Source organism: Streptomyces sp. NPDC003023, from assembly GCF_042888225.1.
GTDB lineage: Bacteria > Actinomycetota > Actinomycetes > Streptomycetales > Streptomycetaceae > Streptomyces.
The window spans coordinates 1,681,247-1,700,861 of the sequence record NZ_JBIAPL010000001.1 but is presented as its reverse complement, the minus strand read 5'-3'; the positions used below and the strand labels follow the sequence as shown (position 1 = coordinate 1,700,861).

At 71.6% G+C, this 19,615-nt stretch carries 18 protein-coding genes; 8 read left to right on the top strand and 10 right to left on the bottom strand.

The genetic code is table 11. The features are described from left to right. Positions 1-1,418: 1,418 nt before the first annotated feature. The 3 genes from ACFYV1_RS07115 to ACFYV1_RS07105 all read right to left on the bottom strand — a co-directional run bounded on the left by ACFYV1_RS07115 (position 1,419) and on the right by ACFYV1_RS07105 (position 5,078). Positions 1,419-2,384 (bottom strand): pirin family protein, encoded by a 966-nt coding sequence (locus ACFYV1_RS07115; protein ID WP_389394335.1) that lies wholly within the window; start codon positions 2,382-2,384, stop codon positions 1,419-1,421. 96 nt (positions 2,385-2,480) lie between these two features. Further along, positions 2,481-3,500, bottom strand: a complete 1,020-nt coding sequence (locus tag ACFYV1_RS07110) for an AEC family transporter (RefSeq protein ID WP_389394334.1) — start codon at positions 3,498-3,500, stop codon at positions 2,481-2,483. A 144-nt stretch (positions 3,501-3,644) separates the two neighbouring features. After that, the gene (locus ACFYV1_RS07105; protein WP_389394333.1) at positions 3,645-5,078 is read right to left on the bottom strand and encodes a dihydrolipoyl dehydrogenase family protein; all 1,434 of its coding nucleotides are present in this window, start codon (positions 5,076-5,078) and stop codon (positions 3,645-3,647) included. 118 nt (positions 5,079-5,196) lie between these two features. On the opposite strand from ACFYV1_RS07105, the gene trxA reads away from it, so the two are divergent. After that, on the top strand, positions 5,197-5,595 hold the full coding sequence (gene trxA / locus ACFYV1_RS07100) for a thioredoxin (RefSeq protein WP_389394332.1): 399 nt from the start codon (positions 5,197-5,199) through the stop codon (positions 5,593-5,595). Between the two features lie 252 nt (positions 5,596-5,847). On the opposite strand, the gene ACFYV1_RS07095 is transcribed toward trxA, so the two are convergent. Beyond that, on the bottom strand, positions 5,848-6,117 hold the full coding sequence (locus ACFYV1_RS07095; RefSeq protein ID WP_389394331.1) for a hypothetical protein: 270 nt from the start codon (positions 6,115-6,117) through the stop codon (positions 5,848-5,850). Between the two features lie 48 nt (positions 6,118-6,165). Here ACFYV1_RS07095 and ACFYV1_RS07090 point away from each other — a divergent pair, with 48 nt between their 5' ends. Continuing rightward, complete coding sequence (locus tag ACFYV1_RS07090) at positions 6,166-6,633, top strand: type II toxin-antitoxin system PemK/MazF family toxin (RefSeq protein WP_389394330.1); 468 nt, start codon at positions 6,166-6,168, stop codon at positions 6,631-6,633. On the opposite strand, the gene ACFYV1_RS07085 is transcribed toward ACFYV1_RS07090, so the two are convergent. After that, positions 6,618-7,475 carry a TIGR02452 family protein gene (locus ACFYV1_RS07085; RefSeq protein ID WP_389394329.1) on the bottom strand — a complete coding sequence of 286 codons (858 nt, stop codon included), beginning with the start codon at positions 7,473-7,475 and terminating at the stop codon, positions 6,618-6,620. The two genes, ACFYV1_RS07090 and ACFYV1_RS07085, sit on opposite strands and share 16 nt — an antisense overlap. Before the next feature lie 140 nt (positions 7,476-7,615). Here ACFYV1_RS07085 and egtA point away from each other — a divergent pair, with 140 nt between their 5' ends. The 4 genes from egtA to egtD are packed head-to-tail and all read left to right on the top strand — an operon-like array spanning position 7,616 to position 11,924. Beyond that, entirely contained in the window at positions 7,616-8,890 is a 1,275-nt protein-coding gene (gene egtA / locus ACFYV1_RS07080; protein WP_389394328.1) for an ergothioneine biosynthesis glutamate--cysteine ligase EgtA, read from the top strand. Further along, positions 8,887-10,212, top strand: a complete 1,326-nt coding sequence (gene egtB, locus ACFYV1_RS07075) for an ergothioneine biosynthesis protein EgtB (protein WP_389394327.1) — start codon at positions 8,887-8,889, stop codon at positions 10,210-10,212. Before egtA ends, egtB begins: the two co-directional genes overlap by 4 nt. Next, positions 10,212-10,961, top strand: a complete 750-nt coding sequence (gene egtC / locus ACFYV1_RS07070) for an ergothioneine biosynthesis protein EgtC (RefSeq protein WP_389394326.1) — start codon at positions 10,212-10,214, stop codon at positions 10,959-10,961. Before egtB ends, egtC begins: the two co-directional genes overlap by 1 nt. Then, complete coding sequence (egtD, locus tag ACFYV1_RS07065; RefSeq protein WP_389394325.1) at positions 10,962-11,924, top strand: L-histidine N(alpha)-methyltransferase; 963 nt, start codon at positions 10,962-10,964, stop codon at positions 11,922-11,924. Here the strand turns inward: egtD and ACFYV1_RS07060 are convergent. From ACFYV1_RS07060 to ACFYV1_RS07045, 4 genes are all read right to left on the bottom strand, one after another. Beyond that, positions 11,819-12,688 carry a lysophospholipid acyltransferase family protein gene (locus tag ACFYV1_RS07060; RefSeq protein WP_389394324.1) on the bottom strand — a complete coding sequence of 290 codons (870 nt, stop codon included), beginning with the start codon at positions 12,686-12,688 and terminating at the stop codon, positions 11,819-11,821. The two genes, egtD and ACFYV1_RS07060, sit on opposite strands and share 106 nt — an antisense overlap. Continuing rightward, the gene (locus tag ACFYV1_RS07055) at positions 12,685-13,503 is read right to left on the bottom strand and encodes a GNAT family N-acetyltransferase (protein ID WP_389394323.1); all 819 of its coding nucleotides are present in this window, start codon (positions 13,501-13,503) and stop codon (positions 12,685-12,687) included. The genes ACFYV1_RS07060 and ACFYV1_RS07055 overlap by 4 nt, the downstream gene beginning before the upstream one ends. A gap of 264 nt (positions 13,504-13,767) precedes the next feature. After that, on the bottom strand, positions 13,768-15,015 hold the full coding sequence (locus ACFYV1_RS07050; protein ID WP_389394322.1) for an extracellular solute-binding protein: 1,248 nt from the start codon (positions 15,013-15,015) through the stop codon (positions 13,768-13,770). 352 nt (positions 15,016-15,367) lie between these two features. Further along, entirely contained in the window at positions 15,368-16,930 is a 1,563-nt protein-coding gene (locus tag ACFYV1_RS07045) for a polysaccharide lyase family 1 protein (protein WP_389394321.1), read from the bottom strand. A 667-nt stretch (positions 16,931-17,597) separates the two neighbouring features. On the opposite strand from ACFYV1_RS07045, the gene ACFYV1_RS07040 reads away from it, so the two are divergent. Beyond that, the gene (locus ACFYV1_RS07040) at positions 17,598-17,813 is read left to right on the top strand and encodes a dodecin (protein ID WP_389394320.1); all 216 of its coding nucleotides are present in this window, start codon (positions 17,598-17,600) and stop codon (positions 17,811-17,813) included. An 82-nt stretch (positions 17,814-17,895) separates the two neighbouring features. Here the strand turns inward: ACFYV1_RS07040 and ACFYV1_RS07035 are convergent, their stop codons facing one another. Then, a complete protein-coding gene (locus ACFYV1_RS07035) occupies positions 17,896-18,390 on the bottom strand; it encodes a hypothetical protein (RefSeq protein WP_389394319.1) in 495 nt (164 codons plus the stop codon). A gap of 137 nt (positions 18,391-18,527) precedes the next feature. Here ACFYV1_RS07035 and ACFYV1_RS07030 point away from each other — a divergent pair, with 137 nt between their 5' ends. Next, complete coding sequence (locus ACFYV1_RS07030) at positions 18,528-19,544, top strand: LLM class flavin-dependent oxidoreductase (RefSeq protein WP_389394318.1); 1,017 nt, start codon at positions 18,528-18,530, stop codon at positions 19,542-19,544. Positions 19,545-19,615 lie beyond the last annotated feature (71 nt).

Sequence of the window (19,615 nt, the reverse complement as noted above, 5' to 3'; positions counted from 1 at the left end):
CTTTAACATCGGAGCCCGAACGAGTCCTCGTACTTGATCACTCGGACTGGTATCCGCCTTACACGTGGACGACCTTCGGCTGCTTCGAGTGCACGCATGCGCCCCCGCGGAATGCACGCCGGCGGGGTTCTGGTTCTGATCACGGCCGATCAGGGCCCCGCCTCATCAGCAGGACTGGGGGCGGACCCCTGGTGGGCGCGGCCGCCGGGCCACTCCACCAAGGGCGGATTATTGGATCACCGTGTCAGGGTCGTCGATCCCGGCAGCTTCGAGGACAGCGGCCATGAGTAGCCGGTTACCCAGAATTCTCGTCCGGCCGTGGGAGTTCACCGTCACTCACCGGCCGGCCGACGCGGAGGCTGGTGTACAACGATCGGCACCTCACCCACACAGCCAGCCTGTCGCCTCGGGGCCACGGCAGTCACCTCAGCTCGCCGCGGCAGTGGCGATTCTCCCCCGTCCACGCAGCAGAAAACACATTAATGACCCTGCTGCGGGCGTGACAGCTCACGCAGCGGGCAGAAGGCATGGCACCGCAAAGGCGGGCAACACCCTTGAGCCGTTCCCCATCGTCAATGCCAACCTGCCCCGCATGGCCCTGCCCGCCCCGATATTCCGACCACGGTCGTCGACGCCCAGGAGATCGAAAACCTGGTGACCCTGACCGACATCGCGCCCAGCTCCCTGCTCCTGGAACGGGCAGCAGACCCCCAACGCTCCACCTGGGCGCTCAACGAATGCCTCAACGGACACGACGTTGACCGCAACCCGGTCCTCGACCAGGGATGGGCGTCTTACCCCTGGGCGAAAGCCCGGCTGCCATCTGTCCCGGAGAGGCTGTAGGTCCTCCGAGCAGCTGCTACGCCAGCAATCCGTCCCACAACCAGCTCAGCCGATGCCCCGGCATCAACCGTCCGGGCCGGCCAAGTCCGAGGGAAGACCTATACAGCTTCTCCGGTGACGTCCTCGCGAACTCGGCGACTCGCGGCATCGCCCCACACACAGACGTGGTTTCGTCTCGAGCTGAGAGGCAGGTGAGAGGGCAGACTTTTGTGGACTACTCACAATCCGCCGCATCAACATATACGCGGAGCCGGCCCTCACCCATCTCTCGCGACGAACACACACCATGACCTGCACCGACTACCAGACCGCGGTGCCGACGCAGCGTCGGCCGGCTCACCCTTGGCGCGACGACAACGCGTGAACCACCATCAGGTCAACTGACTACCCGTCAGCAAAGTCAGCATTGAGTCAGCATTCGTCCCACCAAAGGTCACTACACCCTGCGCCACATGAGAATCGCGCCCGAGACGCGGAGCCCACCTCCAGTGGCGATGCAGCGGCTATGACCCGACCAGAAGCGGAGGAGCCAGGAAGCCGGCCCACCTGGCGCCGAGACGGGAAAACGCTCCAGTTCAACGCACCCTTCCCCGCGCCTTCAGCGGCGTCGCGGGCAGCTCCGGGGCCGGCAGCGGAGGGCCGTCGTAGCCCTTGACCTCGCCGAAGCGGGTGCCGTTCATCCAATCGTCGCGGGCCTGTGCGATGTCCTCCTGGGACCGTCCGATCCAGTTCCAGAACATGACGATCTCCTCCTCGAACGGCTCGCCGCCCAGCAGCATCAGTCCGGCGTCGGACTCGGCGCGCAGCGGGAGTTCGGTGCGGCCGCAGCCGAGGTAGAGCATCGAGCCGGGGAGCACCGGTACGCCGTCGACGTGGGCCTCGCCGGACATGGAGAGGACCGCGTACTCGAAGTCCGGATCCAGCGGCAGGTTCACCTCCGTGCCGTGGGCGAGGGCGAGATCCGCGCCCACGAGGGGCGTGTACGTCGTACCGGGTGAGGTCGCGCCGTCGAGGGTGCCGAGTACGACCGTGGCGGTCAGGCCGGGCGCGGTGACGGTGGGCAGGTCCGCGTGGTGCTGGAAGTGCGGTTCGACGTCGCGGTGCTCGCCGGGGAGTGCCACCCACAGCTGCGCGCCGTGCAGGAAGCGGGCGTGCGGGCGGGGGCTCTCCTCCGAGTGGCTGATCGCCCGGCCGGAAGTCATCAGGCCCAGCTCCCGGGGCCGGATGGTGGCCAGTGCCCCGGTGCTGTCGCGGTGCAGGACTTCGCCTTCGTGCAGCCAGCTGACCGTCTGCAGGCCCATGTGCGGGTGCGGTGGCACCTGCATGCCGGGCTCGTCGGCGATGTCGTCGGGGCCGTAGTGGTCGACGAAGGCCCAGGCGCCCACCATGCGGCGGCCCAGATTGGGCAGCAGCCGGCGGACCTCTGTCGATTCACCGAGCCGGACCCGGCGGGGGCTGAGGAGTTCACGGACGGGCTCGGCGACGACGAACCCACGACCGCCGCATACGGAGGGGGTGGCCTGACGATCGAGATTGCTCATGGGGCACAACCTATTCCCGTACGGACGCCGGGAGTCCAGCCTCCGCGTCCGAGTTTCCCGCAGGGCACCACGAGCGGGTGCCGGGCGGGTGGACGCTCATGCGAGCAACCAGGCGATCAGGGACAGCGACCCCATGGAGAACAGGGTGGACAGCACGACGGTGTCGGAGGCCAGCCGCGTGTCGAGGCGGTACTGCGAGGCGAAGATGAAGGCGTTCTGGGCCGTCGGAAGTCCCGCGCAGAGTACGACCGCGAGGAGGTCGGGGCCCTCGAGCCCGAACAGCCAGCGGGCGAGCGCATAGGCGAGCAGTGGTTGGACAACCGTTTTGAGGGTGACGAAGACGTACCGCTCGGCGCGTTCGGCCGGTGCGGTCTTCTCGGGTGGCGCGTCCACTGGCCCCGCTCCGCCGCTGCCGGCCCGACGGGGCTTCGGTCCGTGGGTGTTCGCCCCGCCGATGCCCGCCCCGCCGGTGTCCGCCCGCGGGGTGTTCAGCGACATGCCCAGCGCGAACAGCGCAGCGGGGACCGCCGCACCGCCGAGCATCTGCGCCGGCGCGCTCAACGCCTCGGGCAGACGCAGGCCGCAAGCGGCCACCGCCAGACCGGCCGCCGACGCGGCGATGATCGGGTTGCGCAGCGGCAACCGCAGGACACGGCGGCGGATTCCCTCGCCACGCCCGGCGTCGAGGTCCATCAGGGTGAGTATCACGGGAGTGACGAACAGCGTCTGGAACAGGGCCGCCGCGACCATGAACGAGGCGTCGCCCAGGACGTGTACGGCCACCGGGATGCCCAGGTTCGCGGAGTTCACGTACGCGCCCGCCATGGCGCCGACCGCGCCTTCGGCCGGCCCGCGGTGGAACAGCCACCGTCCGATCAGCAGTCCGAGTCCGAGCATGATGAGGACGCTGGCGGCGAAGACGGCCACTCCCGGCCTCGCCAGATCGGATATACGGGCGCGTGACAGTGTCACGAACAGCAGCGCCGGCATGGCGAACGCGAAGGCGAACCCGCCCAGCACGGACTGGGCCTGCTTTCCGAGTACGTCGAAGCGGCCGGCCGCCCAGCCGACCGCGGTGATGGCCCAGATGGGCAGAAAGCCGTAGAGCACGGTCACCGGGTCAGCATGCCGGACGGTGATCAAGCCGGGCCGACCGCCCCCGTGCGCACCGGGACAGCCGACGGCGGTCGGCGGCGGCCGGCGGCGGTCGGCGGCGGTCGGCGGCGGCCGGCGGCGGTCGGCGGCGGCCGGCGGCGTTCGTCAGCCGGCCCGGTACGTCTCCAGCAGCCTCAGCCAGACCTCGCTGATCGTCGGGAAGGACGGCACGGCGTGCCACAGCCGGTCGATCGGAACCTCTCCCGCCACCGCGATCGTGGCCGAGTGCAGCAGCTCGCCGACGCCGGCGCCGACGAAGGTGACACCCAGGAGGATCTCGCGGTCCAGGTCGACCACCATCCGGGCGTGGCCTCGGTAGCCCTCCGCGTAGAGCCCGGCCCCCGCGACCGACGACAGGTCGTAGTCGACGGCGCGTACTCGGTGTCCGGCCCGTTCGGCCTCGGCGAGCGACAGTCCCACGGCAGCGGCCTCGGGGTCGGTGAACACCACCTGCGGCACGGCGGCGTGGTCGGCCGTCGCGGAGTGCGCGCCCCAGCGGTCGGTCTCGAGGAGCGGGACATGCTGGGCCCTGGCGGCGATGGCGGCACCCGCGACACGTGCCTGGTACTTGCCCTGATGCGTCAGCAGCGCCCGGTGGTTGACGTCCCCGACGGCGTACAGCCAGTCCGTTCCCTCGACGCGGCAGGTGTCGTCGACGGTCAGCCACGAGCCCGGTTCCAGGCCCACGGTCTCCAGTCCGATGGTGTCGGTTCGCGGTGCCCGGCCCGTCGCGAAGAGCACCTCGTCGGCCTCGACGCGGTCGCCGCCGGCGAGGACCAGCGTCACCGGGCCGGTGCCACCGGGGCGTTCGACCGCGGTGACGTCGGTGTCCGTGCGGACCGTCACACCGGCTTCCGCGAGCCCCTCGGCCACGTGCTCGCCCACGAACGGCTCCATGCGGGGCAGCAGTCCGCCACCGCGCACGAGCATGGTCACCTGCGAGCCCAGCGCCTGCCAGGCGGTGGCCATCTCGACACCGACCACTCCCCCGCCGACGACCGCGAGCCGGGCCGGAGCCTCCTTGGCGCTGGTGGCCTCGCGGCTCGTCCACGCCCGGGCGCCGGCGAGGCCCGGGATGTCGGGCAGGACGGCGCGGCTGCCGGTGCTGACGACGACGGCGTGCCGCGCGGTCAGGGTGTGCCGCTCGCCCTCCGGCCCGGTCACCACGACCTCTCTGGGGCCGCGGAGAGCGCCTTCGCCCCGGTAGACGCGTGCGCCCACGGATTCCAGCCAGGCCAATTGGCCGTCGTCCTTCCAGTGGGACGCCTGCTTGTCGCGGCGGGCGAGTACCGCCTTCGTGTCGAGCGGTCCCTGCGCCGCGCCGCTCAGGCCGGGCAGTCTGCGGGCGTCCGCTCGCGCGATCACGGGGCGCAGCAGCGCCTTGCTCGGCATGCAGGCCCAGTACGAGCATTCGCCGCCGATGAGCTCGTTCTCCACCACGGCGGTGCTCAGTCCCGCCGCTCTGGCCCGATCGGCCACGTTCTCCCCGACGGGGCCCGCGCCCAGCACTACGACGTCGTACTCCACAGCTTGGGTCATACGGTCAGTCTGATCCGGGGTGTGCGTCCTGGCCACATGGGCAGGGGCAGGAATAGTACGGCCCCGGGCACCGTTGTGCGGGGCGAGTCCGCCGGACATCAGGAAGAGGTAGCACGCCATGAGCACCGTTGAGCTCACCAAGGACAACTTCGATCAGGTCGTGACCGACAACGAGTTTGTCCTTATCGATTTCTGGGCTTCCTGGTGCGGTCCCTGCCGCCAGTTCGCGCCGGTCTTCGAGGGCGCGTCCGAGCGTCACCCCGATCTGGTGTTCGCGAAGGTCGACACCGAGGCGCAGCAGGAGCTCGCCGCGGCCTTCGAGATCCGTTCGATCCCCACGCTGATGATCGTCCGCGACAACGTCGCGGTCTTCGCCCAGCCCGGCGCGCTGCCCGAGTCGTCCCTGGAGGACGTCATCGGACAGGCCCGCGCGCTGGACATGGACGAGGTCCGCAAGTCGATCGCCGACGCCCAGCAGGGGGCCGCCGCTCCCGAGGGCGGCCAGGCGGGGGCCTGACCCGGGTCCGACCTCGAGTCGGACGTGCGGGGCGTGAGCGGACAAGGATCCGGTCACGCCCCGCGCTCACGTCCGTGTGCTCCGTGACGCGGCAGCGATTCCGCCGGTTTCGGTGCGCACCGGCGTCCGCCGCGTCACACCTGAGGCGTCGCGTCACTGCGGCGTCGCGTCCTGCCCGCCGCGCCGCGTCCGCCGCGTTCCACCTGCCGCGTCGGCGTTCCGGCACCAGGGCGAGCCCCGGTCCCTCCCTCGTCACACCTCGCCCGCGTCGACCACCAGCGCGGACAGCCCGAGCGAGAGCTCCGCACCGTCGACCAGCAGCGCCTCCACCGCGCGGGTCTGCGGATCGATGTCGGCCTCCACGCCGTCGCCGACGTAGCGCGGATAGCCCGACGTGCCCTGCTCACCGGTCGCGTCGACGACGGCGGAGCGGATGGCGTGCCGGGCGAGGGTGGCGGGGTCGTTTCCTTCGACGGTCTCGGGGACCACGAGGATCCCGAAGCGCTGCGGTTGAGTGTTCATGCAGGCGACGCTAGACACCCGGCGCGTGCCGCGCACTACGGTGACGGCATGACGCATTCCACCGTTCCCTCCCCCGGCCCGCACTCTCCGCACGTTCCGGGCAGCACAGGGCCCTCCGCCACCACCGAGGCCGATCCGGCGCACGTCGGGCCGGTGCGCACCTCGTACGCCCCGGACCGCGACGGCGATCCCGACCCCGGCGAGATCGTGTGGACCTGGGTGCCGTTCGAGGAGAACGACGGCCGTGGCAAGGACCGGCCGGTCCTGGTGGTGGCGAGGGAGGCGGCCGGCACGCTGCTCGCCGTACAGCTGTCCAGCAAGCGGCACGACCGCGACCGCGAGTGGGTGCCGATCGGTTCCGGGCCGTGGGACGGCGCCGGCCGGGAGTCGTGGGTGGACCTGGACCGGGTGCTGCGGGTGCACGAGACCGGGATGCGCCGTGAGGCGTGCGCGCTGGACCGGGGCCGCTTCGACCGGGTCGTGGGGCGGCTGCGCGAACGCTACGGCTGGAGCTGAGCTTCCGCGCCGACGCCCGTCCGGTCGGCGAAGGCATGGCGGAACGCGGCCAGGGTCGAGGACGTGCCGGACCGGTCGAGGACGGCGAAGACGACCTCGTCGAAGTGCCCGGCGAAACGCCCCTCGCCGGTCAGGAGCGCGTGGAAGGCCGCCGCCACCGTGCCGGGGTCGTTGCGGAAGACCCCGCAGCCCCAGGCCCCCAGGACGAGACGGCGGTAGCCGCAGGCCGCGGCCGTCTCGAGGACCCGTTCGGCGCGCGACGCGAGAGCGGCGGGGACGAGGTGCGCCTCGTCGGGGGTGCGGCGGGTGATGACCCCGGCGTTCGGCGCGGGCGAGGTGAGGAAGCCGACCGTGTACGGCTGCTCGAGCAGTCCGCCCCGGTCGTCGCGGAAAACGGGCACGCCCGGGGAGTAGATCACCCGGTCGGTGTAGAAGACGCTGCGTTCGCCGCGGTGGTGGTCGTAGAACTCCGGCACGCGCAGCAGCGTGGCGTGCAGCGCGGAGGAGCGGCACAGCGCCTCTTCCTGCGCCTGTGCCCCGTTGAGATAGCCGCCGCCGGGATTGCGGGCGGAGGCGAAGTTCAGGACGGCCACCGCTCCTGTTCCCGTGCCGGTGAGCCGTCGGGCCGCTTCCGTGCTGCTCTCGCCCGTGACCTCGAAGGCGGTGGCGCGGTCGGTGTCGGGTGTCACCGCGACGGGTGCGGGCCCGTACATCCGGGTCCCCTCCAGCGCGGCGGCGATTTCCTGCCCGATGCGCACCTCGCGTCCGTCGGGCAGGCGGTACGCGCCGGCCCGCACGATCTCCTCGGTCTGTTTCGCGATCCCCCGCAGTCGTGCGCTCATGACGGACATCATCGGGAACGGCAGGTGGCCACGGCAATCGGATTTCCGCTCCTCAGGGGCACTCTTGTGCGAACCCGCGGACGTGGCCTTAGGTTGGCAGAAGCCCTTCGACAGGGTCCCTTCGACAGGAGGAGCCGATCATGCATCCACCCGGACCGGGCGACTCGGGCCGTCCGATCTCCGAGGACGAGGCCGAGGACCTCCTCCGGTGCATATGCTTCAAGACCGGCCCGCCCCGCACCCTCGGTGTGGAGCTGGAGTGGCTGGTCCACGATCTGGAGCAGCCGGAGAAACCCGTCGAGCCGGACCGCCTGGAGGCGGCCTTCGACGATGTACGTGCACTGACCCTGGATTCCGCTCTCACCTTCGAGCCCGGCGGCCAGCTGGAACTCAGCTCGCGCCCCGCCTCCTCGCTGATGGAGTGCGTCGATTCCACCGCGGCCGACCTGGCGGCCGTGCGGGCGGCCCTCCGCCCGGCGGGCCTCGCTCTGAACGGTCTGGGTCTCGATCCCTGGCACTCCCCCCGCCGTATTCTCCGTGAACCGCGCTACGACGCGATGGAGACCTACCTCGACCGCTCCGGCCCCTTCGGCCGGAGCATGATGTGCAGCTCCGCCTCGATCCAGGTCTGTCTGGACGCCGGCGAGGAGGAGCCCGGTCCGCTGGGACACGGACGCCGCTGGCGGCTCGCCCATCTGTTCGGCGCGGTACTGCTGGCGGCCTTCGCCAACTCCCCTGTTCTGGCCGGTCGTCGCACCGGCTGGCGTTCCACGCGCCAGGCGGTGTGGAACGCTCTCGACCCGGTGCGTCCGATGGCGCCCCCGCTCGAGGTCGAGCCGCGTTCGGCGTGGATCGCGCACGCCCTGGACGCGCCCGTGATGTGTGTGCGCATGCCGGTAGGGCCCTGGCCCCTGCCCGAGGGGCTCACGTTCCGCGAGTGGCTCCGTAAGGGCGCGCCGCGGCCGGTGACCGCGGAGGATCTCCAGTACCACCTCACCACGCTGTTCCCTCCCGTACGGCCCCGTGGGCACCTCGAGTTGCGCATGATCGACGCGCAGTCCGGTGAGGACGGCTGGATGGTGCCGCTCGCGGTCACCACCGCGGTGTTCGACGACCCGGAGGCGGCGGAGACCGTCTACCGGACGCTCAAGCCCCTGGCCGAGGGCATGGGTGCCGACCCCGCACCGCGCAACCCCCTGTGGGTGGCGGCGGCGCGTCACGGGCTGGCCGACCAGGAGTTGCACGCCGCCGCGGTGGCGTGCTTCGCCGCCGCGCTGGAGGCCCTGGACCGTCGCGGCGCGTCGGCCCCTGTGCGCGACGCGGTCGCCCGCTTCAACGACCGTCATGTACTGCGGGGCCGGTCCCCCGCGGACGAGCTGAGCATCCCCTCCGTGGCGAAGGAGTCCGGCACATGACCGACGATCTGCGGAGCAGGGCCCTCGACGCGCTGACGCGCGCCCGTGCGCGCACCGCCGCACTCACCTCCTGCGTCGACGACCGTGATCTGACCGCCCAGCACTCCCCGTTGATGTCTCCGCTGGTCTGGGACCTGGCCCACATCGGCAACCAGGAGGAGCAGTGGCTGCTGCGCACCGTGGGCAGGGGCGAGGCGCTGCGACCCGAGATCGACTCCCTCTACGACGCCTTCGAGCATCCCCGCGCGACGCGTCCCTCGCTGCCGCTGCTGGCGCCCGCGGAGGCACGGGTCTACGCCTCCGACGTACGCGGCCGGGTGCTGGACATCCTGGAGCGGACCCCGTTCGAGGGCGGGCCGCTGGTCGACGCGGGCTTCGCGTTCGGAATGATCGCCCAGCACGAACAGCAGCACGACGAGACGATGCTGATCACCCATCAGCTGCGGAAGGGGCCGGCCGCACTCTCCGCGCCCGAACCGCCGGCCCGTGACACCGGTCCGCTGCCCACGGAAGTCCTGGTGCCCGGCGGGGCGTTCACGATGGGCACGTCCACCGAGCCGTGGGCGCTGGACAACGAGCGGCCGGCCCACCGGCGCATCGTGCCGGCCTTCCACATCGACACCGTCCCGGTGACCTGCGGCCGGTACCAGGCGTTCATCGAGGACGGCGGCTACCGCGACCGGCGCTGGTGGGCCGACGAGGGCTGGGACCAGATCCGGCGGCACGACATCGGCGCGCCGCTGTTCTGGCGGCGGGAGGGCGGCGTGTGGCTGCGCCGCCGCTTCGGTGTGACGGAGGAACCGCCGCCGGACGAGCCCGTGCTGCACGTCAGCTGGTACGAGGCGGACGCCTACGCCCGCTGGGCGGGGCGCCGGCTGCCCACGGAGGCCGAGTGGGAGAAGGCCGCTCGGCACGATCCGCACACCGGCCGGGTCCGTCGCTACCCGTGGGGCGACGCGGATCCGACGGCGTCGCACGCCAACCTCGGCCAGCGCCATCTGCGGCCCGCCCCTGCGGGCAGCTACCCGGAAGGAGCCTCGCCACTGGGCGTGCGGCAGCTGATCGGCGACGTGTGGGAGTGGACAGCGAGCGACTTCCTGCCGTACCCCGGCTTCGCGGCTTTCCCGTACCGCGAGTACTCGGAAGTGTTCTTCGGCAGCGAGCACAAGGTGCTGCGCGGCGGCTCCTTCGCGGTCGACCCGGTCGCCTGCCGCGGCACGTTCCGCAACTGGGACCTGCCGGTGCGCCGCCAGATCTTCTCCGGCTTCCGTACCGCGCGGGACGCGGAGGAAGCGGCCGGCCCGGACGGAGGACTTGCCTGATGTGCCGTCATATCGCCGTGCTGGGGCCGCCGGAGCCGCTCGGCACGTTCCTCACCGAGCCCGCGAGCGGTCTGCTGCACCAGTCGTGGGCGCCGCGCCGGCAGCGCCACGGCACCGTCAACGCCGACGGCTTCGGCGTCGGCTGGTACGCGGAAGGCGATCCCGTGCCCGCCAGGTACCGGCGCGCCGGACCCATCTGGGCGGATCTGTCGTTCACCGATCTGGCTCGGGTGGTGCGCAGTTCCGCGGTACTCGCCGCCGTACGGGACGCCACGGCGCCCGGTGCGGACGGTGAGGCGGCGGCGGCGCCGTTCGGGTCCGGTCCGTGGCTGTTCAGCCACAACGGGGCCGTGCGCGGGTGGCCCGCCTCGATGGGCGCGCTCGCCGCCTCGCTCCCCGCCGACGAACTGCTGTCGATGGAGGCGCGCAACGACTCGGCGCTGCTGTGGGCGCTGGTGCTGCACCGGCTGCGCGCGGGCGACGGCCTCGGCCAGGCGCTCGCCGACACGGTCAGTGACGCGGCCGCGGCCTCCCCGGGTTCCCGGCTGAATCTCCTCCTCACGGACGGCACGGCGATCGCCGCGACGACGTGGGGCGACACCCTCTGGTACCTCGACGGGCCCGGCCGCACGGTCGTGGCCTCGGAACCGTACGACGACGATCCGCTCTGGCGGGAGGTGCCCGATCGCACGGCCTTGACCGCGACCCGCACCGAAGTCCTGCTGACCGAGCTCAAGGAGCCGACCTAAGTGAGCCCGTTCCTTCTGACCCGCACCCTGCCCGAGGACGCCACCGGCGCCGCGCTGCGCGCCGACGTGCTGCACGGCCTCACCCGTACGCCCAAGTCCCTGCCGCCGAAGTGGTTCTACGACGCGCGCGGCAGCGAACTCTTCGAGGAGATCACCCGGCTCCCCGAGTACTACCCGACGCGTGCAGAACGGGAGATCCTGGCCGGCCGGGCGGCGGAGATCGCCGAGGCGACCGGGGCGCTGACGCTCGTGGAGCTGGGATCCGGCTCCTCCGAGAAGACCCGTTTCCTGCTCGACGCGCTGCCCGGTCTGCACAGCTACGTTCCGGTGGATGTGAGCGAGAGCGCCCTGACGGGTGCGGCCGAGGCCCTGCTCGCCGAGCGTCCGTCGCTCAACGTGCACGCTCTGATCGCCGATTTCACCCGGGGCCTCGCGCTGCCGGGTACGCCGGGGCCGCGGCTGGTCGCGTTCCTGGGCGGCACGATCGGCAATCTGCTGCCCGGCGAGCGGGAGGTGTTCCTGCGGTCGGTGCGCGGCCTGCTGCAGCCGGGCGACTTCCTGCTGCTGGGGACGGACCTGGTGAAGGACGAGGGGGTGCTGGTCCGCGCGTACGACGACGCGGCCGGGGTGACCGCCGAGTTCAACAGGAACGTCCTCGCCGTCGTCGCCCGTGAGCTCGGCGCGGACGTGGACCCGGGCGACTTCGACCATGTGGCGCGGTGGGACCCCGACAACGAGTGGATCGAGATGCGGCTGCGGGCACGGTCGGCCCTCACCGTCAAGATTCCTGAGCTGGATCTGGTGGTGCCGTTCGAGGCGGGCGAGGAGATGCGTACGGAGGTGTCCGCGAAGTTCCGTCAGGACGGCGTACGGACCGAACTCGGCGCGGCCGGGATGGACCTGACGCACTGGTGGACGGACGAGGAGGGCCGGTTCGCGCTGTCCCTCGCGACGGCGAGCTGAGCGGCCCGGGCCAGTGAGCGGCGGTCGGGCAGGCTCCCGGGGAGGATCGGCGGCAGCAGCCGGATCTCCGCGGTGAGCGTCCCGGCCGCCGCGACCCGCCACAGGGACGCGAACAGCGGGTCGTCGCCGACGAAGGCCGCCGCTCCGGTCGGCAGATAGCTGATGCGTACGGGCTGGACGGCGGCGCCCGCGTCGAGCGCGGCCTGGAACGCGGCCGGCCGGAACCGGCCCTGGCCCCGGCCGCACCAGGTCGATCCTTCGGGGAAGACGACCACCCGTGCCCCGCCGCGCAGGGCGTCCGTCATCGACACGACGGTGGCGGGCAGCGTGCGCAGCCGGTCCCGTTCCACGAAGAGGGTGCCGCCGCGGGCGGCGAGCGGTCCGAGGACCGGCCACGAGCGCACCTCGCTCTTGGCCAGCATCCGTCCCGGCAGGACGGCGGCGACCAGCGGGATGTCCAGCCAGGAGATGTGGTTGGCGACCACCAGCGAGGCACGCAGGTCGTGCGGCAGGCCGACGACCCGTACGCGTACGCCGAAGGCACGCAGCACGGCCCGCGCCCAGCAGCGGGTCAGCAGGTGGCGGAAGGCGGCGCCCAGCAGCAGGCCGAGCAGCGCCACGAGAGGGGCGAGCAGTACGCCGCAGGCGACGGCCGCCAGACCGGCCAGCAGCCGGGCGACCGCCCGCACGGGGCGGGCGGCGTGTCCGACGTGGGTGGCGCAGCCCTGGGGTGTGCAGGGCGCGCTGGGCAGCCAGACGCTCATCGTACGGGGGCGAGGGAGAGGAAGTGGCGCAGGTAGCGGGGGTTGGTGCGGCGCAGTGACAGGAGGACGTAGAGGTCGGCGACGTTGAAGTCGGGGTCGTGGGCGGGCGCGCCGCACACCCAGGCGCCGAGCCTGAGGTAGCCGCGCAGCAGCGGCGGCAGTTCGGTGCGGCCGGCGGGGCGGGACGCGGCGGCGGGTGCCGGGCTCCACAGTTTGTGCGGGGTGACCCAGTGGTCCTCGGGTGCGAGGTTCTTGGCCCGCACGGTGTCCCAGGTGGCCGCCGCGAGGGTGCCGCCGTCGGTGAGCGGGATGGAGCAGCAGCCTGCCAGCCAGTTGTGTCCGGTACGGGTCATGTAGCGGGCGAGGCCGGCCCAGATGAGGGCGATCACGGCGCCGTTGCGGTGCAGCGGGTGGACGCAGGAGCGGCCGACCTCGACGAGGTCGTGGCGGATCGGGTCGAGACGGGTGAGGTCGAACTCGCTCTCCGAGTAGAGGCGGCCCGCGATCCGGGCACGGTCGGGCGGGAGCAGCCGGTAGGTGCCGACCACCTCCCCGGTGTCCGCCTCGCGTACGAGCAGGTGGTCGCAGTACGCGTCGAAGGCGTCGGTGTCCAGGCCCGGTTCCGGGCCGTCGAGCCTGGCGCCCATCTCGCCGGCGAACACCTGGTGGCGCAGCCGCTGCGCGGCGCGGACCTCTTCCTGGTCGCGGGCGAGGGAGACGACGTAGCGGGGTTCGTCGCCCTGGGCCGGTACGGTGGCGGGCATCGGTGCCGGGGCGGGCAGCGGAGCGGGGACGACGAGCGGCGATGCGGGCATGGCGGTCTCCTGTGCCGGACGGAGGGACGGACCGCGGGTGCGGCGGCCCGGCTCCTCGTTTCTTCCGTGGCAGGCTGGATTCGACATGACCGCCCGGCGGAGAGCGGATGTGAGAACGCTGAATGGCGGGCGACCGGGCCCGCGCCCCGGCGCCGGGCCGGGTGACGCGCGGCTCCGGCCGGGACCGGGAGACGACGCCGGCCGGGACCGGTGACGCGCGGCTCCTCGGCGCCGGCGCGGGGTCTGCCGGCCGCCCGGCCCGGATCAGGGCCGCAGTGCCGCGGTGATCCTGTCGGAGGCCGCCCGGGCCACGCGGGCGGGGTCCTGGCCCAGGAGGACGGCCGTCATGTACGGCTTGATGGGGTTGTCGGCCTCGACGGCGGCCCACTGCGGGGAGTTGGGTGTGGCGCGTCCCCGGGCGGCGCCCTCGGCCATCGCGGCGGTGCCCTCGTTGCCCTCGATGACGCCGGCGAGCGTCGTCTTGTTGGGTACGTAGTTCATGGTCAGGGCGAGCTCCGTCTGCCATTCCTCGCTCGCGAGCGCCTTGACCACCTCGACTCCGGCGGATCTCTCCCGCGCGTTCTCCGGGACGATCAGGTCGGACCCGCCGATGAACACGGCACCCGGCGCCTCCCACGTCTTCCCCGGCACCGGGAAGAAACCCAGCCTGCCCTTGAGGGCGGGGTTGGCCTTCTCGATGGCGGGCACGGCACTGGGCACCGCGATGATCTGGGCCACGTCGCCCTGGGCGAAGACGCCCGCCTGGGGCGGTGTGACCTCGTCGGCGTTCTTGGGTCCGTCGCCGTGCGACTGGAGCTCCTTGTAGAAGTCCATGCCGCGCAGCGCCTCCTTCGTGTGCAGGGCCCCCTGCCAGTCCCCGCCGTTCTCGACGGCCAGTTGTCCGCCCTCGTCCCAGACGAAGCCGGCGAGGGTGTACCAGTCCTGGCCCGACAGGTAGATGCCCTGCTTGCCGCCGCCGTCCAGCTTCTTCGAGATCTCCAGCCACTCGGCGCGGTCCTTCGGCGGCTCCGTGATGCCGGCCTGCTCGAACAGGTCCTTGTTGTAGATGACGACCCGGTTGGCCGCGTACCAGGGGATGCCGTACTGGGACCCGTTGATGCTGCCCGGTTCCGCGAGACCGGGAAGCCATTCGTCGCTGCCGAGGTCGCGCACCGACTCGAGGGTCAGGTCGCGCAGGGCGTCGCTCTCCGCGTACTGGGCGACCTGTGTGTTGCCGACCTCTATGACCTCGGGGGCGTCGTCGCTCTCCAGCGCCGCCATGACCTTCTTGCCGATGCCCGTCCATTCCTGGAACGTGACCTTCAGCTCGACGGACGGGTGCTGCTTCTCGTACTCGGTGGTGAAGCGCTTGAGGAAGTCGTCGGAGACGCTGTCCTTCATCAGCCAGATGTCGACGGTGCTCCTGCCCGGAGCGCCGGGCACGAGGCCGCAGCCGCCGAGCGTGACAGCACACACAAGCGCGGTGGACAGGGCGAACGAGCGGGTCTTCACGTAGGTCACCTTCTGCGTGGCACGGAGAATGGACCCGACGTGGGGGGAAGCGCGCGGCGCTCGCACGGGCGTTGGCTGGATTTTGGTCTGCACCAAAGATCCGGTCAAGTCCGGCAACATGCGCAGATGCTGGGAGCGGCCGGTCGTTCGTCCGTCCCGAGGCCGAGAGGGCCCTCGGGCGGTAGCAGACGGCCACTGCCGCGGGAGCGGAACCGGCGGAACCAGCGGAACTGGCGGAACTGGCGGAACCGGCGGAACCGACCGGCGCCCCTTCCGCCTCGCGCCGGCACGGCGGTCCGGCGGGGCCGGGATGGCCGGTACCCGCCGGACCGCCGACCGGGAGGACCGCCCGCTAACCGGCGTAGGTCTCGAACTCGGCGACCCGGGGTGTGCCCGTCGAGCCGGTGATCTCGAAGGTGATCTTCTCGAGCGTCGTCCTGGGGAAGGTGATGAGGCCCGCACCGCTTCCCGAGGTCAGCACGGCGCCGGTGTCGTGGTTGACGACCCGCCAGGATCCGATGGTGCCCGCGGAACCCGACGCCTCCTTGATGTCGATCCGCGACACCGTGGTGGCGGAGCCCCACTTGACCGAGACGGCACCGGTCGAACCGGCCGGTGACCAGTAGGTGTTCATGTCACCGTCCCGTACGTTGCCGTAACTCGTCCCGTCGGCCTTGCTGCTGCCGTCCGAACCGGCGCCGAGGCTGAGGTTGGTCCCGCTGGGCGGAGTGGGAGTGGGCGCGGGTGTGGTCGGGTCCGGCGCGGGAGTCGTCGGTGTCGGGGCGGGAGTCGTCGGTGCCGGCGTCTGCGGTGTGCAGTTGCCGTCCGACACCCGCAGTCCCTTGTTGGCGCCCGCCGTCCGGCTCACGACGTCCGGCACGCAACCGGCGTCGTCGAGGCTGAAGGAGTAGGGGATGGCGACCGTGGTGTTGGACTTCGGGTCGGGGCCGGCGGGGTTGTTGTCGCTGCCGGGGTCGGACCAGGTCACGTTGTCGAAGATGTTGCCGCCGACCTGCCAGTAGCCGGCCGCGTCGGTGTAGAACGTGCCGAGGACGTCCTTGGAGTCCTCGAAGTAGTTGTTGTCCACCTTGGCGCGGGCACCGGCACGGGAGTTGATGCCGGACTCGTTGAGGTTCCTGTAGTGGTTGTTGTACATGTGGCCGATGCCGCCGCGCAGCAGGGGCGCACGGGAGTCGATGTTCTCGTACAGGTTGTGGTGGTGGGTGACGTAGCCGTTCGACAGGTCGCTCTCGCTGGAACCGACGAGGCCGCCGCGGCCGGAGTTGCGCAGGACGCTGTAGGACAGGGTCACGTACCGGGTGTCGTTCTTCATGTCGAAGAGGCCGTCGTAGCCCTCCGACTCGCCGCCCGACGCCTCGAGCGTGGTGTGGTCGACCCAGACGTTGCGGACGCCGCTCTCCATGCCGATGGCGTCCCCGCCGTTGGACGTGGGCGAGCCCGACTTCTTGACGTTCTTGACCGTCACGTTCTGGATGATGATGTTGCGGGCCTCACGGATATGGATGCCCACCTGGTCGAAGACGGCTCCGTTGCCGACGCCGACGATCGTGACGTTGCTGATCTGCTTGAGCTCGATCACGCCGTCCGCGGTGTTGCAACTGGCGCCCGACACCTTGCTGGTGTTGCCGTGGTTGATCGTGCCCTCGACCTGAATGGTGATGGGGGTGCTGTCGGCGGCCCGGTTGCACAGAGCCGCGTGGATCGCGGTTCCCGTGGTGGCCCGCACCGTCTGGCCGCCCGCACCGCCGGTGGTCCCGCCGTTCTGGGTGGCGTAACCGGTGGCGCCACCGGTCGCTGCCGACGCCTCGGGCATCGCCAGAGCCACACCGGCCGCGGCCGCGACGGCGCCCGTGGCCAGCGCTGCGGACAGTCGTAGTGCGACTGGATGCTTCATTTCTCGCCTCACGTTTCGCTGTGGACTGCTGGGGGGTTCCGGTCGGTCGACGCTCGCGGAGCCGACGAGTGATCAAGTTCCCAGGTTCCGCATACTGAACGACGTTTTCGTATGAGAACTGGAAGGAAAGTACGCCTCGCCTGACGGGTGGTCAATGCATCATCCGGTTTCGCCGAGTCGGCCGAGGTATTCGCAGATGGCAGAGTCAGCGTGGCGATGAGATGTGAGCATGTCAATGGGTTGCGCAAACGCTTTCCATACATGGGGACGCGGACCTGCCGTCCATGCCTATGAACGATGACAGCTCGACGGGCGGTCGGCGGCCGGTCGCGCAGAGGTGCCGATGCGCTCCCGTCCGGGGCGCGCCCGGGCTGAGGCATCGTCGGCATCACGGATCGCGTGGGAGGGGACGACGCGCGGCAGGGGGCTGTTCCGTGCGACGAACCAGGCTCGTGGGACGGCGCCGGCCCGGCGGGGCCTGCCAAGTGGCGTTCCCGCCACGCACTTACGATTCACCGCCTCGCCGCCCGCCCGGTCGGCGGGGCCGGTCCCGCGTCCGACCGACGGCCGCAAGCCTCGAGCCCGACGGCTCCCCCGCCCGACGCCTCGCGGGAACCCGCCCGGTGGGGCACGGTGGAGTCAACGCATCGAGAGGAGTGCGACACACATGCCGAACCACACCTACCGTGTCACCGAGATCGTGGGCACCTCGCCCGACGGTGTCGACCAGGCCGTCAAGAACGGGATCTCGCGGGCGTCGCAGACGCTGCGGGGCCTCGACTGGTTCGAGGTGACGCAGGTCCGCGGGCACATCGTCGACGGGCAGATCGAGCACTACCAGGTCGGGCTGAAGGTCGGCTTCCGTCTCGAGGACGGCGACTGACCGAGCCGTCAGGCCCGTCGTGCTCCCCGCCGTCCCTGGGGCCGGACCGACGACGTCACACGGTGGCCGGGCCGCGGGAGCCTCAGGTGCGGCCCTCGCGTTCCTGGGCCTCCCGCATCGCGGGCGTGGTGCTGGCCGCGCCCCAGCGTGCCCGTACGACGCGGAACCCGGCGCGCTCCGCGTCCTGGCAGACCAACTCGTCGTCGTCGACCAGCATGCTGATCTCCCGGTTACGGGCGAGCCGCCGCAGGACCTCCAGTTTCGTCCTGCGAGCCGGCCGCCGGTCGTCGTTGCGACGCATGAAGATCCGCCCCTGCGGCAGCCCCTGCGCGGCGATCCACTCCACGGTGTCCGCCCTGCACCGCTCGGGCCGACCCGTCAGATACACGACCTCGCCCTCCTTCGCGGCCTCGAGGCACAGCGCGACGCCTTCGGCGAGCGGCGGATCGTTCGGAGCGGCGGCGAAGAACGCGTCCCAGGCCCGCGGCCTGCGCTCCAGCAGATGCTGGCGGTGGCCGGAGTCGGAGAGCGTTCCGTCGAGGTCGAACACGGCCAGCGGCCCGGGGTTGCCTGTCACGCCGACCACCCTAGAACGTGTCTTGCGGAGCACCACCGCCCGCCCGCGGGGCGGCCTCTCGGCGGGCCCTCGACGGAGGCCGGGAATCCCGTGTGACAGGCCGGGAATCCCCGCGGGACGTACGTGTTGAACGAGATGTGAGTTCAGTGATCGCATCGACCCGCCTGTCCGTGCTCGACCGTTCCCGCACCCGGCAGGGGTACGACGAATCCGCCGCGCTGCGCGACACCGTGAGCCTCGCCCGGCAGGCGGAGGCCCTCGGCTACCACCGCTTCTGGGTGTCCGAACACCACGGCGTGCCGGGTGTCGCGGGCTCGGCGCCGACGGTCCTGGCCGCGGCCGTGGCCTCGGCCACCACATCGATCCGGGTCGGCACCGGCGGGGTCATGCTGCCCAACCACCAGCCGCTGGTGGTGGCGGAGCAGTTCGGCGTGCTGGAGTCGCTCTTCCCCGGCCGTGTCGACATGGGGCTCGGCCGTTCCGTCGGCTTCACGGACGGGATACGCAGGGCGCTCGGCCGGGACAAGAAGGACGCCGAGGACTTCGAGGCCCGGCTCGACGAACTGCTCGGCTGGTTCACCGGCGACCAGGCCGCCCATCCCCGGGTGCACGCCCGCCCTTCGGAGGGTCTGCGGGTCCCCCCGTTCCTGCTCGCCACCGGCGAGGGCGCGGGGATCGCGGCGCGTGCCGGTCTGCCGCTGGTCGTCGGCGATCTGCGCGGCCGGGAACGGATGCTCGAGGCGGTCGAGGGCTACCGTCGCGACTTCCGCCCGTCCCTGTGGTCCCAGCGACCGTACGTGGTCGTCTCCGGCACGGTCGCGGTGGCCGCGACCGAGGAGGAGGCACAGCGGCTGCTGGTGTCCGAGGCATGGGCCATGGCCCACTCCCGCACCCACGGGACGTTTCCTCCGCTCATGCCGCCGGAGCGGATCGAGCGGCTGGAGATGACCGACAGGGAGCGCGGCTTCTACGAGTCGGGGCTCGAGGGCCACATCGCGGGTACGGAGGAGCAGGTCGCCGGTGCGCTGGAGGCGGCGGTCAAGGAGAGCGGCGCCGACGAGGTGCTGGTCACGACGAGCACGTACGACCGCACGGCACTGGTGGACTCGCTGGGGCGTCTCGCCCGGGTGGCAGGGCTTTCCCCGGGCCGCTGACGGCGGTGGCCGGAGCCCGGCGGAGTGACGCGGACGGAGGCCGGCCGCACCGCCGGGGGCGTGATCGAGCA